The 20,362-nt window shown below is 42.1% G+C and carries 13 protein-coding genes; 12 read left to right on the top strand and 1 reads right to left on the bottom strand.

Going from position 1 to position 20,362, the window contains the following annotated elements; genetic code table 11:
• Positions 1-175 precede the first annotated feature (175 nt).
• The 8 genes from IPP86_04760 to IPP86_04725 all read left to right on the top strand — a co-directional run bounded on the left by IPP86_04760 (position 176) and on the right by IPP86_04725 (position 15,456).
• Entirely contained in the window at positions 176-6,493 is a 6,318-nt protein-coding gene (locus IPP86_04760; GenBank protein MBL0137828.1) for a T9SS type A sorting domain-containing protein, read from the top strand.
• Positions 6,494-6,660: 167 nt separating this feature from the next.
• Complete coding sequence (locus IPP86_04755) at positions 6,661-7,416, top strand: polysaccharide biosynthesis/export family protein (GenBank protein ID MBL0137827.1); 756 nt, start codon at positions 6,661-6,663, stop codon at positions 7,414-7,416.
• Between the two features lie 26 nt (positions 7,417-7,442).
• A complete protein-coding gene (locus IPP86_04750) occupies positions 7,443-9,956 on the top strand; it encodes a polysaccharide biosynthesis tyrosine autokinase (GenBank protein ID MBL0137826.1) in 2,514 nt (837 codons plus the stop codon).
• A gap of 51 nt (positions 9,957-10,007) precedes the next feature.
• The gene (locus IPP86_04745; GenBank protein ID MBL0137825.1) at positions 10,008-11,360 is read left to right on the top strand and encodes an oligosaccharide flippase family protein; all 1,353 of its coding nucleotides are present in this window, start codon (positions 10,008-10,010) and stop codon (positions 11,358-11,360) included.
• A 122-nt stretch (positions 11,361-11,482) separates the two neighbouring features.
• On the top strand, positions 11,483-12,583 hold the full coding sequence (locus IPP86_04740) for a DegT/DnrJ/EryC1/StrS aminotransferase family protein (GenBank protein ID MBL0137824.1): 1,101 nt from the start codon (positions 11,483-11,485) through the stop codon (positions 12,581-12,583).
• Between the two features lie 3 nt (positions 12,584-12,586).
• Entirely contained in the window at positions 12,587-13,681 is a 1,095-nt protein-coding gene (locus IPP86_04735) for a GNAT family N-acetyltransferase (protein MBL0137823.1), read from the top strand.
• A gap of 6 nt (positions 13,682-13,687) precedes the next feature.
• Positions 13,688-14,221 carry a GNAT family N-acetyltransferase gene (locus tag IPP86_04730; GenBank protein ID MBL0137822.1) on the top strand — a complete coding sequence of 178 codons (534 nt, stop codon included), beginning with the start codon at positions 13,688-13,690 and terminating at the stop codon, positions 14,219-14,221.
• Between the two features lie 128 nt (positions 14,222-14,349).
• Positions 14,350-15,456, top strand: coding sequence for a glycosyltransferase (locus tag IPP86_04725; protein MBL0137821.1), 1,107 nt, complete (start codon positions 14,350-14,352; stop codon positions 15,454-15,456).
• 195 nt (positions 15,457-15,651) lie between these two features.
• On the opposite strand, the gene IPP86_04720 is transcribed toward IPP86_04725, so the two are convergent.
• Complete coding sequence (locus tag IPP86_04720; GenBank protein MBL0137820.1) at positions 15,652-16,413, bottom strand: crotonobetainyl-CoA--carnitine CoA-transferase; 762 nt, start codon at positions 16,411-16,413, stop codon at positions 15,652-15,654.
• A 278-nt stretch (positions 16,414-16,691) separates the two neighbouring features.
• Between IPP86_04720 and IPP86_04715 the strand changes: the two genes are divergently transcribed.
• From IPP86_04715 to IPP86_04700, 4 genes are read left to right on the top strand one after another with little or no spacing between them, the layout of a single operon-like run.
• Positions 16,692-17,678, top strand: a complete 987-nt coding sequence (locus IPP86_04715; GenBank protein ID MBL0137819.1) for a nucleotidyltransferase domain-containing protein — start codon at positions 16,692-16,694, stop codon at positions 17,676-17,678.
• Between the two features lie 10 nt (positions 17,679-17,688).
• A complete protein-coding gene (locus IPP86_04710) occupies positions 17,689-18,366 on the top strand; it encodes a class I SAM-dependent methyltransferase (protein ID MBL0137818.1) in 678 nt (225 codons plus the stop codon).
• A gap of 5 nt (positions 18,367-18,371) precedes the next feature.
• A complete protein-coding gene (locus tag IPP86_04705) occupies positions 18,372-19,337 on the top strand; it encodes a hypothetical protein (protein ID MBL0137817.1) in 966 nt (321 codons plus the stop codon).
• Positions 19,334-20,347 (top strand): glycosyltransferase family 4 protein, encoded by a 1,014-nt coding sequence (locus IPP86_04700; GenBank protein MBL0137816.1) that lies wholly within the window; start codon positions 19,334-19,336, stop codon positions 20,345-20,347. Before IPP86_04705 ends, IPP86_04700 begins: the two co-directional genes overlap by 4 nt.
• Positions 20,348-20,362 lie beyond the last annotated feature (15 nt).

The following is a 20,362-nucleotide window of genomic DNA, read 5'->3' as shown; positions in this document are numbered from 1 at the left end:
AAACTGACCAAGAAATAAGTGAATTTAGTAAATGTTAATGTGCTTGTTCACCAACAATAATGGGTCGGCTACCCTTAAAATCATGGGAATTCGTGTAAAATAATTGAAAATCAGTAGACGCCAGACCTATTTTGCCCTTCAACAAGAAAAATAAACCCCTAAATACTTGAAACACATGTACCCCCACATTCTACAAATTACACGATTACGTTGGTTGCCCATCGTAGTTTTATTCGTTATCAGTCAGAATCGACTGTCAGCGCAAACAATCTCCACCAACTGTTCCGGTGCACAACAAATCACTGTTGGTAACTGTACATCCAACCAGGATGTTAACGATGCAACGGTAAATGATCCAAGTGCCTCCGGATGTCTTTCCGGTCTTTCCAGGGATGGCTGGTATTATTTTGTTGCAACGAGTATCAAAACAACGATCTATTTTAATAACAACTCAAACCGGGATCCGTTGCTTGCTGTTTATACAGGCGCTTGTGGATCTTTGACATTGGTCGGATGTGCTAATGCCAACGGATCTTCTGGAGATGAAACAATTTCTGCCTTAACCACTACAATCGGTACAACCTATCGTGTACGTATAGCACGAAACAGTAATGGTCTCGGTACTCTTAATGGTTCATTGTGTGTTTACAATGTTCCTGATGTTACAAGCTTCAGCCCGTCTCCAATCTGTACCGGTGCTCAGTTAACTGTTACTGGAACAGGTTTTACAGGTGCAACAGGGGTTAGCATCAATGGTACTGCTGCAACAAGTGTTACAGTTGTCAATTCGACGACGATTACATGTACTGTTGCGAACGCATCAACATCCGGTACCGTTGCTGTGACAGGCCCCGGTGGAACTGGTACCAGTGCTTCTTCACTCACTGTTAATTCCACTCCTGTTGGATCTGCTTCTCCTTCTACCCAAACACTTTGCGGAAGCGGAACAACTGCAGTCAATTTGAACAGTACCGTCGCTGGTACTTCTTTCACCTGGACAGTTGTGCAATCGAATGTCAGCGGAGCCGCTGATTGTGCTGGACCATGTGGAACAAGTATTGCTGAGGCTCTGGCAAATGTGAACGGCACAAGCAGCGGAACAGCTACATATACTGTTACTCCAACAACAGCATCCTGTACAGGTGCAACATTCACCGCAACAATCACAGTGCGTCCGAAACCTGTGGTTTCAGCAAGCAATACTGCACCTGAAATTTGTAGTGCAAGTGGACCAGGTGTTAGTCTTAGCAGTACTGTTTCAGGAACAAGCTATGCATGGACTGTTTCACAAAGTGGAGTTACGGGAGCAAGCAATTGTAGTTCTTCTTGTGGATCAACCATTAACCAGACATTAACCGCAAGCGGAATTGTTGCTGGTACAGCTACATATACAGTAACCCCAACAGCAAACAGCTGCGCAGGAAATACACTAACTGTATCTGTAACTGTAAATCCTAAACCCGTTGGTTCTGCTTCTCCATCAACACAATCATTTTGTGCATCAGGGACAACGAATATAAACCTGAATAGTACTTTATCAGGAACATCATTTACATGGACAGTTGCAAATACAAATGCAACAGGAGGGATTGCCTGCCCATCCTCTTGTGGAACAAATATTGCCGATGCGATCAGTTCCACCGGTAATACTCCCGGAACTGTGGCCTATACAATCACACCGGCAACTGCTTCTTGTACAGGAAATAATTTCACGGCAACAATGACCGTAAATCCGATTCCTGTTGGAACCGCGACACCTTCGGTAAAGACAATTTGCTCAGCAACGGGACCTGCAATTGCTCTGAGCAGTACGGTTAGTGGTACATCCTACAACTGGACTGTTTCATTGAGTGGTCTGACAGGAGGAAGTAATTGTGTGTCATCTTGTGGCTCTTCTATCAATCAAACACTTTCAACAAGTGCACCTGTTCAGGGTACTGCAACATATACGGTAACACCTACTGCAAATGGATGTTCAGGAAATACATTCACTGCCGACATTACCGTAAACCCGGTTCCTGTAGCGGTTGTAGCACCTTCATCTGAATCGATCTGCAGTGGCGGCACAACAGGTTTTGCTCTGTCAAGTGCAGTATCCGGAACGAATTTTACATGGACCGTCACTCAAACGAATGTTACAGGTGCAAGTTCAGGATCAGGAACAGCAATTGCTCAAAGTCTTTCAACAGCGGTCAACATTCCAACCGGAACTGCAGTGTACACTGTAACTCCAACTTCCGGTGCAGGATGTACCGGAAGCACAATTACGGCTACTGCAACCGTACTTGTAACTCCTGGTGCAGTTACAGCTTCTCCGGCGGCTATTACTATTTGCCCGGGAGGAACCACGAATCTTACCGCTGCAGGTGGAAGTGTAACCATGAACTTCACCTCCGGTACAGGAACTTCAACAACTAACGGATTGACCACGGGCTCTTCACTTGGACCTAATCCAATGCAGAATTATTATGGCGGAAGCAAGGAGCAAACGATGTGGAGAGCATCTGAATTAACTGCTCTGGGACTGGTGAATGGATCTAAAATTAATTCGATCACTATCAATCTTCCTTCTGCGAATACATCTTATGCATTGTTGAACTATAGGGTGAAATACCAATTGTCAAGTTCAATAATAGCCTTGTCTACAACACCTGTCACAACAGGATGGCAAACAATTTTTGGCCCTCAGTCGGTCACACCTTCTGTAGGCCTGAATACTATTACCTTCAGTTCTCCTATTACTTGGGACGGTACCAGTGCCCTGCTGCTTGAATTTAATTTTAGCAATAATAATACTGGAAGCTTAACGACGAACACTGCATCTTTTAATACAGGTATTGGATATACGGCTACCAACTTCTATCGTGCTGATAACGTCACTGCTACTGCTGTTGATGGGTTTTCCGGAACAATGAACTACTCCTATTCTTCCCGAAACAGCGTTCGCTTCAATGTGACTCAGCCGGTTTCTTACGCTTGGTCTCCTGCAACCGGACTGAATACCTCAACAGGTTCTTCAGTGAATGCTTCTCCGATTACAAATACAACTTATACAGTTTCAGCTTCTTTGGCAAATGGATGTTCTACATCCTTCGAATCAGTTGTGTCAATCAACCCGGATCTTGTGTTGACAATGAGTCAAACGGATAATGTATGTAATGGCGCAACCCTTGGAACTGCAACGGTAACTCCTTCAGGTGGTGATGGTTCATATGTATCCTACGCCTGGTCTGATGGACAAACAACAGCGACTGCCACAGGTCTAGCCGCAGGAACTTATTCTGTTACTGTTACTGATGGACTGGGATGCACAGCGAGTGGGTCAGTTACAATTCTTGAACCTTCCGCACTTGTCGCGACATGTTCTGTTGTTTCAACTGTTTCCTGCAATGGATTGTCTGATGGTTCAGCAAGCGTAACAGCGTCCGGTGGTAGCGCTCCTTATACCGGAGAAGGAACATTTACAGGACTTGCTGCTGGTACCTATACTTATAATATTTCTGATGCCAATGGATGCACAGCATCCTGTTCCGTTACTATTTCAGAACCTGCTGTACTTGTGGCGAATTGTTCTGTTGTATCAAATGTATCCTGCAATGGAGGAAGTGACGGGTCGGCTGTAGTTTCTGCAATTGGCGGTACTTCGCCGTACTCAGGCACCGGAACATTCACCGGACTTGCTGCGGGTACATATTCATATAATATCACTGATGCAAACGGATGCACTGCATCTTGTTCAGTTACCATCACTGAACCTGCAGTACTTCAGGCAACATGTACATTGGTTTCTGATGTTTCCTGTAACGGTGGTTCAGATGGTTCTGCTGACGTGAATGTTACAGGAGGAACTGCGCCTTATACAGGTGCCGGGTTAATTTCCGGTCTCAGTGCGGGTACACATACATTAACAGTAACTGATGCGAACGGATGCTCAACCAGCTGTACTGTTATCGTTTCAGAACCAACAGCCCTTGTAGCAACTTGCTCACTTGTTTCAGATGTTTCCTGCCATGGTGGTAGTGATGGATCAGCTTCGGTAAGTGCGTCAGGCGGAGTTGGCCCTTATAGCGGGGTTGGAGTCATGCTCGGTCTTTCCGCGGATACCTATACATTCACCGTTACTGATGCGAATGGTTGCTCGGCTTCCTGTACAGTAACTATTTCTCAACCTGCTGCTTTGGTAGCAACCTGCACTGTCCTTACAAATGTTTCCTGTAATGGTGGTACAGACGGATCTGCTTCTGTAAGTGCATCCGGTGGTGTTACTCCATACAGCGGTGAGGGAACCTTCACTGGACTTTCAGCCGGTACTTATTCCTATACTGTAACAGATGCTAATGGATGTACCGCTTCTTGTTCTGTAACAATTACAGAGCCTGCAGTTCTTGTTGCCTCAGCTTCTGTATTGACCAATGAAACTTGTATCGGTTCTTCTGATGGAAGTATCGATGTAACTGCCACTGGCGGTACAGGTCCTTATACAGGAACCGGAGTTGTTAACGGATTAACCGCAGGTACTTATTCCTATACTGTAACCGATGCGAATGGATGTTCAACAACAGCTTCAGCAACAATTGTTACAACAGGTATTGTGTCCTCTGCAGCCTCTTCAATCAATACTTCCGCATCTATTCAATGCCTTGGCTCTCAGGTTACGCTTACTGTCGTAGGTGGAGCACTTGGAACTGCTGCTGACTGGGTTTGGTATGAAGGAGGATGTGCGGCCGGTTCACCAATCGGAAATGGCACTTCCATTTCAGTAACTATCGCAACTCTTGGAATACATACATACTTTGTGAGAGCAGAGGGTCTCTGCGGAAATTCAGCATGTGTATCTGCAACTGTTACGGGAATAAATACTTTGCCTTCTCCAATTGCGATTCTTAACGCGCCTGCAAGCGGGTGTGTTGGTGGAACCGCAACCATTACCTGTGCCACTGTACCTGGTGCCACTTCTTATAGTTGGATAGCTCCGGCAGGTGTACTTATCAATGGGCAGTCCGGAACTGTCAGCTCTGTCTCAACAACTGTCACACTTAGTTTTACAGCACTTCCTGCAACAGGAATATCAGGTTGGAATATATGTGTAGCAGGGGCGAATCCTTGCGGTACCAGCGCCAATACAAAATGTCACTGGATTCGTGCAACAATTTCTTCTCCATCTGTAATTCTTGGATCAACGATCGGCTGTCCATCTACAACATTAGGATATAGTGTGAACCCGGTAGACGGTGCCGCGCAATATGTTTGGACTATTACCGGTAGCGCGTCCATCAATGGTGCAGGCTCAACGGTTACTACAACGGTTCCAAACGTCAATGTTACATTTGGTGGCGGATTCTCTTCAGGTCAACTCTGTGTGTATGCAAAAACATCCTGTGGTTATGCAGGAAGCAGCAGATGCATGAGTATCACAGCAGCGCCTGCTTTACCGGGAGCAATCAGTGGCTCTACTACCATTTGCCCGGGTACATCTTCTGTCTATAATATTTCCCCTGTCGTTGGAGCGGCTTCTTACATTTGGACCGTTTCCGGTGCAGGTCTTTCCATCGTTGGATCAGGAACAAGTGCAACTGTAAATGCTACTTCCGCGTTCACATCCGGTAGTGTATGTGTTGTTGCTGTTAGCTCTTGCGGTTCACCGCTCGGTAATAGTGCTCAACGTTGTAAAACAATTGGCACAAGCAAATTGCCAACTCCTGGAAATATTACCGGTGATCCTACAACCGGTGTATGCGGACAAACTTATCAATACAGCATTCCTTCATTGGCTGGTGCGACTTTAGGTTATTCCTGGAGCCTCCCTTCCGGTGTAATCTCTTTGAGTCCGCCTACGTCCAACACCATCACCTTGCAATTCCCTTCAAATTTCGTTTCCGGACAATTGTGCGTTAGCGGAGTGAATAGTTGTGGTAACGGTTACAGTCGTTGTGTAAACCTCTTCGGTAACCCGGGTACACCCGGAACCATCAGTGGTTCAACAGATGTTTGTGCAGGTTCAACAGAAGTATACAGCTGGCCGTCTGTTCCTGGTGCTTCTTTCTATCAGGTATTTGTGCCGGTTGGAGCCACAGTTCTTACAGGAACACCAACAATTAGTACTACTGCAGTAATTCTGTGGGGTGCAAATGCAGGTAGCATCGGTGTGAAAGCTACCAATGGATGTGGAAACTCTGGTACAAGAACTTTACCTGTAGTGATGTCCTGCCGTCTTGCACAAACTGTGACTACTTCAAATACAATGGAAACGAAAGTTTATCCGAATCCGGCGCATGGTTTATTCAATGTTAGTTTCAATGCTTCCAGCGCACAGGATGTGAATATGAAAGTTATGGATCAGACAGGAAGAATTATCAAATCAATGATTATTAACGCTTCGTCCGGAATTAACGTACAGCAAATTGATGTTGAAGATCTGTCAGCAGGTTTGTATATGGTGATTTTGGAAAGTCCTGAATCCGGAATTAACAAATATCCATTACTCTTGCAATAATCAGATTATTAATACTTTAACAAAGCTCCCCGTCATCAGCGGGGGGCTTTTTTTTTGATTAAAAAGAAAAAGGGGGGAAGACCTGAAACAAATTAGTATGAAAGGAGTAAACTGTTTTGTTAAGCGGGAATCTTTTTGTTCCCCTTTGAAATTATTTAGAAAAGAAATTGAAGACAATCAGACATTTCATTACGGTACTGTCCATCGGACTTATGTTTTCATGCATACCGCAAAAACGGATGGTGTATTTTCAAAACATAAATCATCAGGATACCATTGCTACATTCCAGGACACGGGTTATATGGCCGTGATTCAACCGAACGACATCCTGACTATATATGTAGCCAGTATTAGTCTGGAGGCAAGTAAATATTTTAATTATATCGAAAAACCGGATGATGCCAATTCCATGGCAAACGGTTACCTGGTCGACACAAAAGGAAATATCCAATTACCATTGGTAGGAGATGTGAAAGTTTCAGGACTTACTTCAGCCGGAGCAAGAGATACAATCATCAGCAAATTGGTGAAATACCTGATCAACCCATCAGTAAAATTGAATATCCGGAATTTCAGAATAACAGTAATGGGCGAAGTACTTCATCCCGGAGTTTTTACAGTCCCGAATGAAAAAGTTACGTTGCCGGAAGCTATTGCATTGGCAGGGGATCTTACAGTGTTTAGTGTACGTGAAAACATAATGGTGATCCGTGAAAAGGATGGAAAGAAGGAATTTGGAATTGTTGATCTTACCAATCGGGAATTATTCAATTCTCCATATTATAATCTGCATTGCAACGATATTGTGTACGTAGAGCCAACTAAACAAAAGAAGTTTCTCGCACAGAATTATTATCGTGTACTTCCGGTTGTCTTCGGAGGTATTGTTTCCCTTATTGCTGTCTATTCAATTTTCAAATAGTATAGCATTTAATGCCAATTGCCGACATGAATCAAACTGTAACCACACCACAGGAACCAATCGAACCGGATGATCAGGGGCTAAACCTGATGCATTTCTTTTTCAATTATGTGGTAAGATTCTGGTATCTCTACCTGATCAGTATGGTGCTTGCCTTACTGTTTGCTTATTATTACAGTTGGTATGTAACTCCTGTTTATAGCGCGAATGGATTGGTGATGGTCAAGCAGCCCAAAAGCACTACCGACGCGGCAGACATCCTCAAACAGTTGGATGATTTTACCACCGACAGAAATATTCAGAATGAAATTGAAGTACTGAAATCCCGTTCACTGGTTTCTAAAACAGTTAATGATCTGAATTTTGGAGTGACATATTTCCTCAAAGGAAATTTGAAAACCAGTGAATTGTATAACAATTGCCCTTTCCGGTTCAAATACGATACCCTGAGGTTTTTCGCATATACAATTCCGGTGAAAATCCATATCATTAGCGATTCTAAATATGAACTTGCTTTTTTTAACCCGCGTGAAGGAAAAGAGATCAAAGAAACCCATTTGTTCGGGGAGAAAGTAATCAATCAGTTAGGTGCTTATTCTCTTGATAAAAAAGACTTTTTCAATAACGCGGCCTATAAAAATCCGGATTACGATAAACGGAATTTTATCATTCGTTTCAATACAGAAGATGGTCTGATTGATCGCTATCAAAAAGCAATTGATATTTCAATTGCCAATAAGCAATCTTCAATTCTCCGTCTTACCCTTGAAGATCCTGTGCCCGAAAAGGCGGTCGATTTTATCAATAAACTGGTTGAAGTTTGGTTGCGCAGCAACATCGAAGAAAAAAATGAACTGGCAAGAAATTCCCTGGTATTTATCGATGAACAGCTCGCGCTGATTTCAAAAGATCTTGACGAAGTAGAAGGCGAATACGAACGTTTCCGTTCCGAAAAAGGAATTACCGATGTTACCGCGGAAGCGGCTTCCTTTCTTGATGCGGCGAAAAATTATGACGCGAAAATTTCAGAACTGGACCTGAAACTGAGTTTCATTTCCTATCTGGAAAATTACGTTCGCGAAGAAAAGAATCTTAGAGGAATGTCTCCGGCAAGTATTGGTATTGATGATGCCTTACTGTTGAAACTCGTCACACAATTGAACGATTTGCAGGGACAAAGAGACATGCTGTCGGGTTCAGCGACACCCGACAACCCGCGAATGGTGGAACTGAATCTTGCGATCCAGAACACAAAAGGCGATCTGCTTGAAAATATTAAAAGTATACGTGCCGGTCTCAAAGCTTCACAAACAGAAGCTACTGCTCAGTTAAGCAGGGTAGAAGCGAAGATTAAATTGCTCCCCGGGTCACAGCGTGTCATGGTAAATATCGACAGGCAAAGAACAGTGAAAGCCAGCCTGTACACTTACCTTATGCAAAAAAGAGCGGAGACTGCAATTATCCTCGCCTCAACCATTTCAGATAATAAACTTGTCGACAGAGGACATGCCAGTTCAAGACCGATTCGCCCCGTGAAAAGTGAAGTTTTCGCGATCGCAATTCTCATTGGATTGGTTCTTCCTGCGGGCTTTACTTATTTCAGGGATGCATTGAATGATAAAATCCGTGACCGACTTACACTTGAACGTTCTACAAATATTCCTTTATTGGGTATTGTGGGATTGAGTAACGCTGAAGCGGAACTTGCAGTGTATAATAACCCCAAGGGTTATATAGCAGAAGCATTCCGTTCTATCCGAACCAATTTGCAATACTTTCAGCCGGATCCGAAAAAAGTAACAACTGTTCTCGTTACTTCTTCCGTTAGTGCTGAAGGAAAAAGTTACTGCGCGCTCAATCTCGCCGGGATTATCGCGCTCTCAGGAAAACGTACTGTGCTGTTGGGGCTTGACTTGCGCAAACCAAAATCACCTGAGCGCTTTGATCTGAAAAGTGAAATGGGTGTAAGTAACTACCTGATTGGTGCAGCAACACTGGAAGATATTGTCCAGGTCTCTGATGTTAAAAATCTTGACTTCGTCCTTTCCGGACCGAAGCCACCAAATCCATCCGAGTTGCTCCTCAGTGACAAAATGGATGACCTTATTAATTTTCTCAAAGAGCGTTACGAATACATCATCATTGACTCACCGCCGATCGGTCTGATCACGGATGCAATGATGCTTTCGAAGTACGCTACTTCAACCGTCTACGTAGTCAGACAAAATGTTACCCGTAAGCATCACCTGGATATCATTAATAAGATGTACAGAGATGGTCGAATCCGTAATCTGAGTATTATTCTGAACGCTGTTAAAGCCGGAAGTTTACCTTATGGTTATGGCTATGGTTACGGCTATGGTTACGGTTATGGCTACGGCTATGGTAATGGCTATGGTTACTACGAAGAGGATGAAACCGGTAACAAAAAGAAGTTCTTTGGTCGTAAAAAGAAAAGCCAGGTTAAATCTGAAACTTCTGATAAACCAGACAAACCTGAAAAACAGGGTAAGCCAGGTAAGCCAGGAAAACCCGCTTGATTTCGGGATGGATGAGGACTTTTTAGATCTCTGAGCATATCTTATTTTCCTATGAGGTTCCTGAAAAAAAGACTTGACAAGGAAAGCAAAACGCTTTTTAAAAACAGCACCTGGGTTTTTTTTTCAAACTTCTTTAGTACCGCACTGGCCTTTCTTCGGTCTGTTGTCATTGCGCGTGGTTTAGGAGCCGAGATTTACGGAACCTATGCGATTGTTGTCGCCTTTGTTGCCCTCATCCAGGAATTCCTGAATCCCAATATCGGTACAGCCCTGATTAAATTCGGCGCAGTTTATCAGGATGAAAAAAGGGTCGACAAGTTGATGGCCATGGTAAAAAGCAGCCTGGTCACCAGTATCATCATGGCAGGCGCTTCCGTTGTACTCATCGCCGCACTTAGTTTAATTTCTTATTCCACTTTCTTTGAAAAACCGGGTCTTCATTGGTTTATCATCGCCTATGCAATTGCCGCAGCCATTACCTATGTAAATTCCATCTCAAGAGGACTTCTCCGTTTGTATTATAAATTCAAACTCAGTTCCATCATCCAGATGATCATGGACGTGGTGGAAACCGGAATGATAGCAGTCGCGGTGTTCCTTTATCCCCGTGATCTCAATATCTTTTTTGTCGCAGTTATTTTAACACGCTTCCTGAATGGATTCATTTGTAACGCGCTTGCATTTTGGGAACTGAGAAGAGAATTGATGCCTCATCGCAACGCCAGTAGTTTGTTGGTGAAAGATGAAAAGAAAAAGTTCTCCAAATTTGTTATTGGAAATTCCATAGGGAATTCACTTAAAACTGTAATCTCTCAGGGCGATGTACTTTTACTCGGAGCCTTGTCGAATCCTGAACAGGTCGGTTTTTATTCTGTCGCTAAAAAAGTCGCATTCTCTGTATTCACATTATCGGACCCTTTGGTCCAGTCAATTTATCCGCAATTGAGTAAACTACTCGCGGAAAGACGTTATCCGGAAATCCGAAGAATGCTTCTTAAGATTACCTCTTTGGCGATGATTCCATCACTGATTTTTCTGATCCTCGCTTTTTTCTTCAACGAATGGATCATCGTTACAGTCTATGGCATCGAATACCGCGCAGCGGCTCAGCCATTCTATTATTTCCTGATTGGCTCTGTACTGGGTGCAAGTACTTTCTGGGTATTGCCGCTTGTGCAAAGTCTTGGTCTGGTGAAAATGAGAGTGAAAGTTTACGTGTTTACCATTTTGGTTGGGTCATTGTCAGCATGGTTCCTTGTACCTCAAATGCATGCCGCGGGGATGTCACTGGCACTTCTTTTTACCAACGTTCTGAATCTCTTCATCTTCACCTATGAGGCTATAAAAAAGATGAAAAAAGACGAGGAAATCCATTTGAAAAACTCCGTTTCAGCCTCAATTTAGGGGTTTCAACTCACGGAAATGAATAACGGGACAGGCTTTTTTAGTAACTTTTAAGGCAAAATTGAGTAATAGCAATTAGCCCGGAATCATCTGGATACAGGATGAACGGTGATTGATTTACTATGCTGCCCATCTACCAACCTTATCTGCCGAAAGAATGCCTGAAATATGCACACGATGCATTGGATTCTACCTGGATTTCTTCACAGGGTGTTTACATCGATAAAGCCAAAGAAAAGCTAAAGGAAATTGTCGGTAGCAAATATGTAATCATGGTCAACAATGGCACATGTGCTACACACATGCTTGCCCTTGGACTCAAATTCAAATATCCCCACATCAGGAAAATTATTGTCCCGAACAATGTCTATGTTGCCGCATGGAACAGCTTTTTATTTTCCGGTGGTTTTGATTTTATAACCGTTGACGCGGATGAACACACCTGGAATGTAGACCACAATAAAATTCCGGTTCCAGATGAGGAGACAGCTTTTCTTGTAGTTCATAATCTGGGTAACATTGTAAATGTTCCGGCACTGAAGAAGAAGTTTCCAAAAATGCTCATCGTGGAAGATAATTGCGAAGGCTTGTTTGGTAAACATGAAAATCATTATTCAGGAACACAGTCTCTCATTTCTTCCGTTTCATTTTTTGGTAACAAAACAATTACCAGCGGAGAAGGCGGAGCCGTATTTACACAAGATGAAGAGTTGTTCGAATACCTGAATTCAGTTCGTGGCCAGGGTCAGTCGAGCGTTCGTTATATTCATGACAAACTGGGTTACAATTACCGGATGACCAATATCCAGGCTGCTTTACTCTACGGTCAGCTTGAAATACTGCCTGAAATCCGTGAGAGAAAGCGTGCAGTATTTGATCTGTACACGCAGGAGCTGAAAGATGTAGAAGGGATCCGTTTTCAACAGACAGAACCAAATACAGAGCATGCACAGTGGATGTACGCCCTGCGTTTTGAAAAATTTAACCAGCAGAAAAAGCGTGACCTCGAATTGTTTCTTTTTGAAAACAATATTGAAACGCGCCCGATGTTTTATCCGATCAATCAGCATGCTCACCTTCGTCAGTATACGAAAGGGAACGAAGTTGCTGAGCTTCTCAATCATCAATGCCTGATTTTACCGAGCTTCCCGGAACTGACACGTAGTCAGATTCTCACAGTTGCCAGGAAAATCAAAGACTTCATGCGTACTCAGTCCCGATGAACCATGCATTCCATTGCGGATAAATTAATGGTATTCGATTCTTCCCAAAAATCATCCTGGGATGAAAACTTCAGTGCCTTGCCGGAGGAGCTGAAGGATATTCATTACACATTCGATTATATTTTCCTTTACGAGAAAAATGGAGATGGATCAATCCGTTTGTTTGTCTATCGTGAGTCTGATGCGATTTTCTATTATCCTTTTTTGATTCGTCCGATAAAAAACACGGTAGTACAAAGCGGTTATCAGGATATTGAAAATGTTTATGGTTACACCGGACCACTATGGAGTTCACAGGAACCCGGATTCAAAAAACGTTCATCAGAAGCCTTTCATGTATGGTGTCATGAACAAAAGGTGGTTTGTGAATTTCTTCGTTTTCATCCTTTGCTGCACAACGCGGAAATGGCCATGAGCGAAGCGGATATTGCTCTCGTTCCATTGAGGGATTATGTGTATGTGGAACTGCAAAACACAACAGAAAAAATATTTGAAGCGTATACCAGTCAAAACCGAAATAAAATCCGGAAAGCATGGAAGTCGGGTGTGACAACTGTTCAGGATGAACAGCTGGATCATTTTGATGATTTCGTCCGCATTTACACTGAAAACATGAATGCCTTGAGAGCTGCAAAAATGTATTATTTCTCTCCCGCATTTTTTGATCAGCTAAAAAGAATCGTGAAGGAAAATGGAGCACTTATCCTTGCAAAAGCAGGTGCGGAAATTCTTGGTGCTTCCGTTTTTCTGGGCGGAGGAAGAAACGCACATTACTTTCTTTCATCCGCGACAGAAGCCGGAAAGAAAAACGCGGTAAGCAATCTCATGCTGCACTCGGGTATTCTTTGGGCAAGAAGTCAGGGAATGAAAAAGATGCATTTGGGAGGCGGACTGACTGCGGATGAAAATGATCCATTGCTGGTATTCAAAAAAAATTTCTCTTCACTTACAGAGAAATTTTATATCGGGAAGCGTATCTTTGATAAAGCAACCTATGACACTTTGATTCACGATTGGGATCAGCGATTCGCGGATCAATCATCAAAATACAAATCAATTCTTCAGCGTTATCGCTGGGAGAAAGAAGACCTGCTTTAAATATCCATGTCAACACCTGTTCCAAATATTCGATTGAGAGCACTCACTCTGGATGATGCCCAAATCACCTGGCAATGGCGTAACCAGCCCGAGATCAGGAATGATTTCTCAGGCCATCCTTTCCCTGTTAATTATGAGCAGGAAAAGGAATGGGTTCAAAAAGTGCTGAATTCAAATATGCCGATGACCGTTTTCGGTGTGGAGGTAATTTCCGGAACCAAACTTGTTGGGATGACATTTCTGAAAAATATCAATCAGATTCATCGTCAGGCGGAATTTGCTATTCTCATGGACAAAGCTCAGAGCGGTAAGGGATACGGCAAAGAAGCCTGTATGGAAACACTTCGTTTTGCCTTTCAGGATTTGGGTTTGCATCGTGTTTATCTTAAAGTAAGAAAAGACAATGAAGCGGCCATTAAAGTATATACGCATTGCGGATTTACTCAGGAAGGTGTCCTCAGAGATGATATGTATAAACAAGGCGAGTTCAGGGATGTTTTGGTCATGTCTGTGTTGTCCTATGAATTTTTAATAAAATGACAAAGCGTTTCCTTTCTGAAAAGAAATAAACCGCGCTTTACAAGAGGATGAATACAGGAAAGCCTTTACGTATAATAGTTTTTTCTCCCTACTGCCTGTTGCGCCCTACCACCAACAGGATTTTTGACATGAGACTCTGTGATTCCTTTGCCGGACACGGAGTGCCTGTTACAATCGTTTATCCTTATGCATATATGAAAGGGAATATTCATCCGAGAAATATTCCTGTAAGCTATGGACTTCAGTACCGTGTTAAAACAAGAATGTTGTTTACGCCTTTGCGTGAGACATCTTCAAAATATGCTTTTTTATTTTGGATGATGTTGGCATTCTCCTGGAGTACCCTGCGTATTTTTATTTCATCACTATTTTCACGTAAACGAACAATACTCTTTTCGAGAGATCCGAAATTACTGGTACCTGCTTTGTATTTTAAAAAAATATTCGGCAGACTTTTTCGTGTCAAAGTGATCTTTATGGCAGCGGAAGTGAAGTCGAACAATTTATACCGAAAAGTCATTCGTGAAACGGATGGAATTTTCGCCGGTGTATCAACAACACGTGATGCCATCCGTGAAATAGCCACAGTGCCTGAAGAGAAATTTATTCTTTCGCTGGCTCCGGTTCCGGTATATAAAAACGATCCAACGAAAATTGAAGCAAGGAAAATCATCGATTACAAAAGTGATAAACCTTTGGTGGTGTACACCGGAAAGCTTGGTCTGGATGTACTGGAAGTGATTTATATTTTCGAAACAGCCGGATTGCTGCCGGAATATAATTTTCTTTTTACCGGAGGCAGACCACAGGTTGTGGATGCTGTAAAAAAATATTGTGAGGAAAGAGGAGTGAACAATGTCATCTTTACCGGATTTTTTGATGATTCTACTTTTGTGAGAAATTTCCAGATTGCAGCGGATGTACTTGTTTCCTATTACACATCCAAAGATCACATGATAGAGTTCAATTATCCGCAAAAGGTAAACGAATACTTGTCCACAAGAAACCCTGTTGTCACTCCTGATTTTCCCGCCACTCGTGATGTGCTCAATGAATCAAATGTGATATTCGTAGAGCCTGATCAGCCTGCTTCACTTGCGAAAGGAATACGGAAAGCGGTTGAAGAAAAGGAATATGCAAAGAAAATTGCAAATCAGGCAATGGAAGATGTTAAGCAACTGACTTTTGAAAGCAGAACCCGTGAACTGCTTGACTTCGTTTCAAAATTGAAATGAGAAAATAGTTATTAGTTATTAGTTATTAGTTATTAGTGGTTAGTGGTTAGTGGTTAGTGATTAGTTAGTGCAAGTCCATTTTCTCATTAGCTATAAAAATCTATCACTTTTATATAGCCAGACCGTTTCCTTACTCCAAAAAAATCTAAAATCTAAAATCTAAAATCTAAAATCCAAAATCTCCAATCCCGTCTCTCATTCCACAACAATAAACGACTGATAATGACTATACGGACTTCTGCGAATGCTGTATTTGTCTAAGCCGAAAGCCTCACGCAGTGCAACAGTTTCACCCGGGAATTTTGGCTGATTTAATTCATCAAAACCGATAACACTACCTTTTGTCAGGTGAGGCCGAATCAAGTCGAGACATTTTTTTGTCGGCTCGTAAATATCGAAATCAAAATAGGCAAGAGAGATAATAGTTTCAGGATGTTGTTTTAGGTACTTTTTCAATTGTTCGCTGGCATCTCCTTTAACAAGTTCAAATTTCTGCATATGATCAAGCGGACTCTCTTTCTCGAGCGTACGAAGTACCTGGTTCAGGTAAGATTCGTAATTTTTTGAAACAGAGTATGCGCCTTTTAGCGCATATCTTTCTTTTCCATCTTTTTCATGAACCGAAGGAAAGCCTTCCCATGTGTCAAAACCAATAATTCTTCTGCTGTAATTGAAAGGCTCATAGATCGATCGCAGAGATTGGAACAAATTCAGATTCTGTCCCCAGCGGACCCCAAATTCCATAATAACACCATGAATACCTGTATTCCTGACATAAAGGTCATTGATGAAAAGGAACTTTTTCAAATCTGCGGGATTCAGAAACAAACCCAGGTTTCGCATCATTTCATCATCCGGAAGTGGATTTTTTCGGAATAATTCAATGATTTCATTTCGGTTTTGTGCCTGTGATTGTGAAACAATGCTTGGAGCGATATTCAGATCCTTTTTCGCCATAGAAATACAGTATTAGTCATTCAATTCAACTTATCTTTTGTTATGGAAGTTTCAGGGGAATGGAAATAATTATCCAAAGGAAGGTTTTAGAATTGAACCGGATGATTTCCAGTCTTTCACTCCCTGACTCAAACGGCCGGTAAATCCTTTTTCTAAAGAGGATATAAGCTTAAAAAATGTAACTTTCGGAACCTTATTTCATATAAGAATAAAGGGGGAATAGGTTTTTTTTCGAATAATTACAATCTGCTGTGTCATCACCTGCTTTTCGATCAACGATGTCCCGTTATTTTAACGGAGGCTGCTTTACAGTGAAGGAGGGATTTCTTTCTTCGTTGTTTCCTGCATTACCGTTCGAAAGAAATGCGCAAAAAGTAATGGATGAATATGCGAAGGAAACCTTTTCCGAAAAAGTAGGAACATCGATTTCATTTCATGTGCCTTACTATGATGGCAGCAATTCCGGAGTATTAGAAATGATCTCCGCTCTTAAAGATATCAGAGATGACATTGCTTATGCTTTTGTACACGGTAGTCTTGCGACCGGAGAAGAAGTTATCTACAGTGATTTTGATGGCTTGATTTTCCTGAAGGATGAGGTGTTCACAGATAAACAACGTCTGATAAACGCTGCCCAAAAAATTAATCAGACACGCGAGATCATGTTGCGTATGGATCCACTTCAACATCATGGCTGGTTCCTGCTCACCGAATCGGATCTTTCTCATTATCCTGAAACGTATCTTCCGTCAGATGTTATCCGGGAAGCAAAATCACTGCTGTCAGAAAGAGGAGATACCCTTACAATTTATCCCGAATCAAATACGGATTACTATTTACCTTTGAAGGAATTGTGCCGACACCTGAGAAAGAAAACCCAATATACCGGCCAACCAAGAACATTGTATCAGCTAAAGAGTTTTTTAAGCGAGTTCATGATGCTTCCTGCATTGTATGTTCAGGCCAGGGACCGTCAGGGAATTTTCAAAAAGTATAGTTTTACTGCTGCTGCAAAGGATTTTAAAGAAGAAGACTGGAGTATAATAGAAGAAGTCAGCAAAATGAGAAAAAACTGGCCAAATGAAATGACCGATTTTCAAAAAAATCTCTTCAGTAAAATCGGTTACATTTGGACCCAATATAGAAAAAGGTATGGTCCGGGTATCCCGGATTCAATGAAGGAGCAATTGGATCAGAAATTCTACGAAAGAGTTGCGAATCTGGCCAACTTGTCAGAAGTTTATATATTCAGTCTTGACAATTAATCGTAATCAGATGGCAGGTTCTTTCTATTTGTTCCTTAAAAAAGGCGTCAAAAAGAGGCTAAAAAAATATTATAGAGCTCTGCGTGGAGATCATTTTGATAATGCCGGCGCTGTTACCGAGTTGGATTATACAGTGCTCAAACAGGGAATCGATGAAGTAAAACCGGAGACTTATATCGAAATCGGAACCGGTCGTGGAATTTCTGCTACCTATGTATTCAATTACCTGCAATCCAATTATCCGGGTTGTCATTTTTATACACTGGAAATATTTCCTCAGCATTATGAAGCTATCCGGGAAAAATATAAAAATGCCGATCACTTTCATGCGCTTCTTGGTCTGAGCGTCACCAGAGAAGAAACCACAAACCCTGCCTATGAGGAGCTTGCAAATTATACCGGGCCGGTAAATACATTGCGGAACCTTCTCGAAAAAGATCTTGTATCCCAAAAGGTGGATATCGCGTTCATCGATTCCCGTAAAGGTAGTGCACTTGCGGAATTTCATCTCATTGAAAAACATATGTCCCCAAAAGGAATTATCTTTTGTCACGATATATTAAACCGCGGCAAAGGAGTAGAAGTGCTGATGCACTTGCAACAACATAAAAATCGTTATGATTTTGATGTGATTGATACCGGGCCTGCCGGAATGATTAGAATCCGGTTAAGGAATGCTGCTGCCTGAAAAGTATGCCCAAGTATAAGCTGATTGACATCCCTCATATTGTCCCTGTCAGGGAATACAACGACGAACTCAGTCACATGTCCGAGTGGTTGTTGCAATTTCCACAGGTAACAGCTATCTACCAGGTGGGAAGTGTTGGTGCTCCGGGAATTTCAGATATTGATATGGTGGTCGTTTGCAATGATCAGCAGAAGCTGGACGTCCAGCCACTCACAGCTTTAACCCATTCCGGTAAATATCTTTTCATTCACAATTTGTATGGTTGCAGTAAAGAGCAATTCAGAGAGGCGGATAAATTTTCATTCTTTGGAACATACAAACAACTGTCGGGAGAAAAGCTGACAAGTACTGATTCTGCCACAGGAATTTCACCAACTCTCAAGCAACAAGTAGCGCTTGAATTCCTTCTGAAGATGTATGTAAATCTTGTCTTGCAAAAGGAGTACAAAACACTTAAAGTGCGGAGTCTTCTCTTGCATGTAAAAGGACTTTTATTCGATCTGGAATTTCTGGGTATACAGTCAGGGCCAGTACACGATTTAATTCACCAATGCATGAATATCCGGCAGAAGTGGTTTGATCAGGATCATCCGGAGAACGAATTGATTTCCTGGTTTGATGATTTTTTCTCTGCATTGAGCCGATTTCTTGAACAGGAGCTTGCCCATCGTTCTTTTTTTGTTTCTCCTGAAAGTTCTCTTCAGCTTGCAAAAAATATTCGTTTAAGAAAATCCACGCACCTTGCCTATCACAAATTTGGCATTCCGGTTCCATTCGGTTCGCTTTTATTTGGAAACAAAATTCATAAAGTCCTGAACAAACTGAATAGATTTAGAATCGAAAGCCCTTTCCTTCAGGAGAATATTCCTTCTGAAATTGGGGAGTATTTTAATTTCATTGAAACTTGTAGAAATTACAATCGTACCTTTTTACCTCACTTTTACACCCTTAGCAGTAGTTTACATTTATGAAAAAAATTATCTGGCAAACAAAAACGCATATTGTCAGTGATTCCTTCCGGGATCAGCGGCTTTCTTCCATTGCGAATGGTGGAAATGCCTATGATTATTTTTCTGCAATGGCTCTGAAAGAAAAATTCAGTGTTGAAATGAGCGAAGCTGCATTGCTTCAGGCGGGTGAATCCATGTTGTCTTATTGGAGGAGGATGAGGAAGGATGTTCCTTCTGCTGATGCAGTGATTTGCGAACCCTATCCCATTGTTTTCGGCAAGCGCTTGTCAGGAATAAAATATGCGGGAATGGTTCATCATATTGATGATGTATTGGGAAAATCCTCTGTAAAGCACAGCTGGTATTTCAGAAGATTAAAAAGAAAGTTGCAGAAACTGGATATGATTGTGACCGTGTCCTCGTTTTGGAAAACGTATCTTGAAAATATCGGATGCAAAAATGTGAAAGTAATCTACAATAGCTTTGATCCGAATCCATATACTATCTCACAAGCTTCCGTAACAGGATTTAAAGAAAAATACAACATTCCCTCAGATAAGCACTTGATTTATATCGGTAATGCTTCCCGTCAAAAGGGCGCTTACGAAGTGTACGAAGCCCTTCGTAATGAAAATTATTTCCTGGTCATGTCGGGGCCGCAAAATCATGCTCCGGATTTACCTGTTAAATACCTGAAAGTGGATCATTCAGAATACTTGTCTCTCCTTGCAGCTTCATCAGTGGTGATTACATTTTCAAAAATGATAGAAGGCTGGAACCGGATCGCTCACGAAGCATTACTTTGTGGCACTCCTGTTATTGGAAGTGGAGTGGGAGGTATGCGTGAATTGTTGGAAGGCGGCGGACAAAAAATTGTTCCGTTACCGGAAGGTTTGAATCAGGCTGTCAAAGAAGTTTTGCAAAACAGAAATGAACTGGCGGAAAAAGGAAAATCTTTCGTCTCGAAATTTGATATGAACTACTTTCGCAATGCCTGGCTGGATGCAATGGATGAATTACTGAAAGCGTAAATTCGCGGAGAAATA

It is taken from the genome of Bacteroidota bacterium (genome assembly GCA_016720935.1).
In the GTDB taxonomy this organism is placed as follows: domain Bacteria; phylum Bacteroidota; class Bacteroidia; order AKYH767-A; family 2013-40CM-41-45; genus JADKJP01.
This window is presented reverse-complemented; position numbering and strand designations above follow the sequence as displayed.

Excerpts from the sequence above, each read along its gene's own strand:
- IPP86_04760 (MBL0137828.1), top strand. The coding sequence starts at position 176 with ATGTACCCCCACATTCTACAAATTACACGATTACGTTGGTTGCCCATC.
- IPP86_04750 (MBL0137826.1), top strand. The coding sequence starts at position 7,443 with ATGAATCAAACTGTAACCACACCACAGGAACCAATCGAACCGGATGAT.
- IPP86_04745 (MBL0137825.1), top strand. The coding sequence starts at position 10,008 with ATGAGGTTCCTGAAAAAAAGACTTGACAAGGAAAGCAAAACGCTTTTT.
- IPP86_04740 (MBL0137824.1), top strand. The coding sequence starts at position 11,483 with ATGCTGCCCATCTACCAACCTTATCTGCCGAAAGAATGCCTGAAATAT.
- IPP86_04735 (MBL0137823.1), top strand. The coding sequence starts at position 12,587 with ATGCATTCCATTGCGGATAAATTAATGGTATTCGATTCTTCCCAAAAA.
- IPP86_04730 (MBL0137822.1), top strand. The coding sequence starts at position 13,688 with ATGTCAACACCTGTTCCAAATATTCGATTGAGAGCACTCACTCTGGAT.
- IPP86_04725 (MBL0137821.1), top strand. The coding sequence starts at position 14,350 with ATGAGACTCTGTGATTCCTTTGCCGGACACGGAGTGCCTGTTACAATC.
- IPP86_04720 (MBL0137820.1), bottom strand. The coding sequence starts at position 16,413 with ATGGCGAAAAAGGATCTGAATATCGCTCCAAGCATTGTTTCACAATCA.
- IPP86_04715 (MBL0137819.1), top strand. The coding sequence starts at position 16,692 with ATGTCCCGTTATTTTAACGGAGGCTGCTTTACAGTGAAGGAGGGATTT.
- IPP86_04710 (MBL0137818.1), top strand. The coding sequence starts at position 17,689 with ATGGCAGGTTCTTTCTATTTGTTCCTTAAAAAAGGCGTCAAAAAGAGG.
- IPP86_04705 (MBL0137817.1), top strand. The coding sequence starts at position 18,372 with ATGCCCAAGTATAAGCTGATTGACATCCCTCATATTGTCCCTGTCAGG.
- IPP86_04700 (MBL0137816.1), top strand. The coding sequence starts at position 19,334 with ATGAAAAAAATTATCTGGCAAACAAAAACGCATATTGTCAGTGATTCC.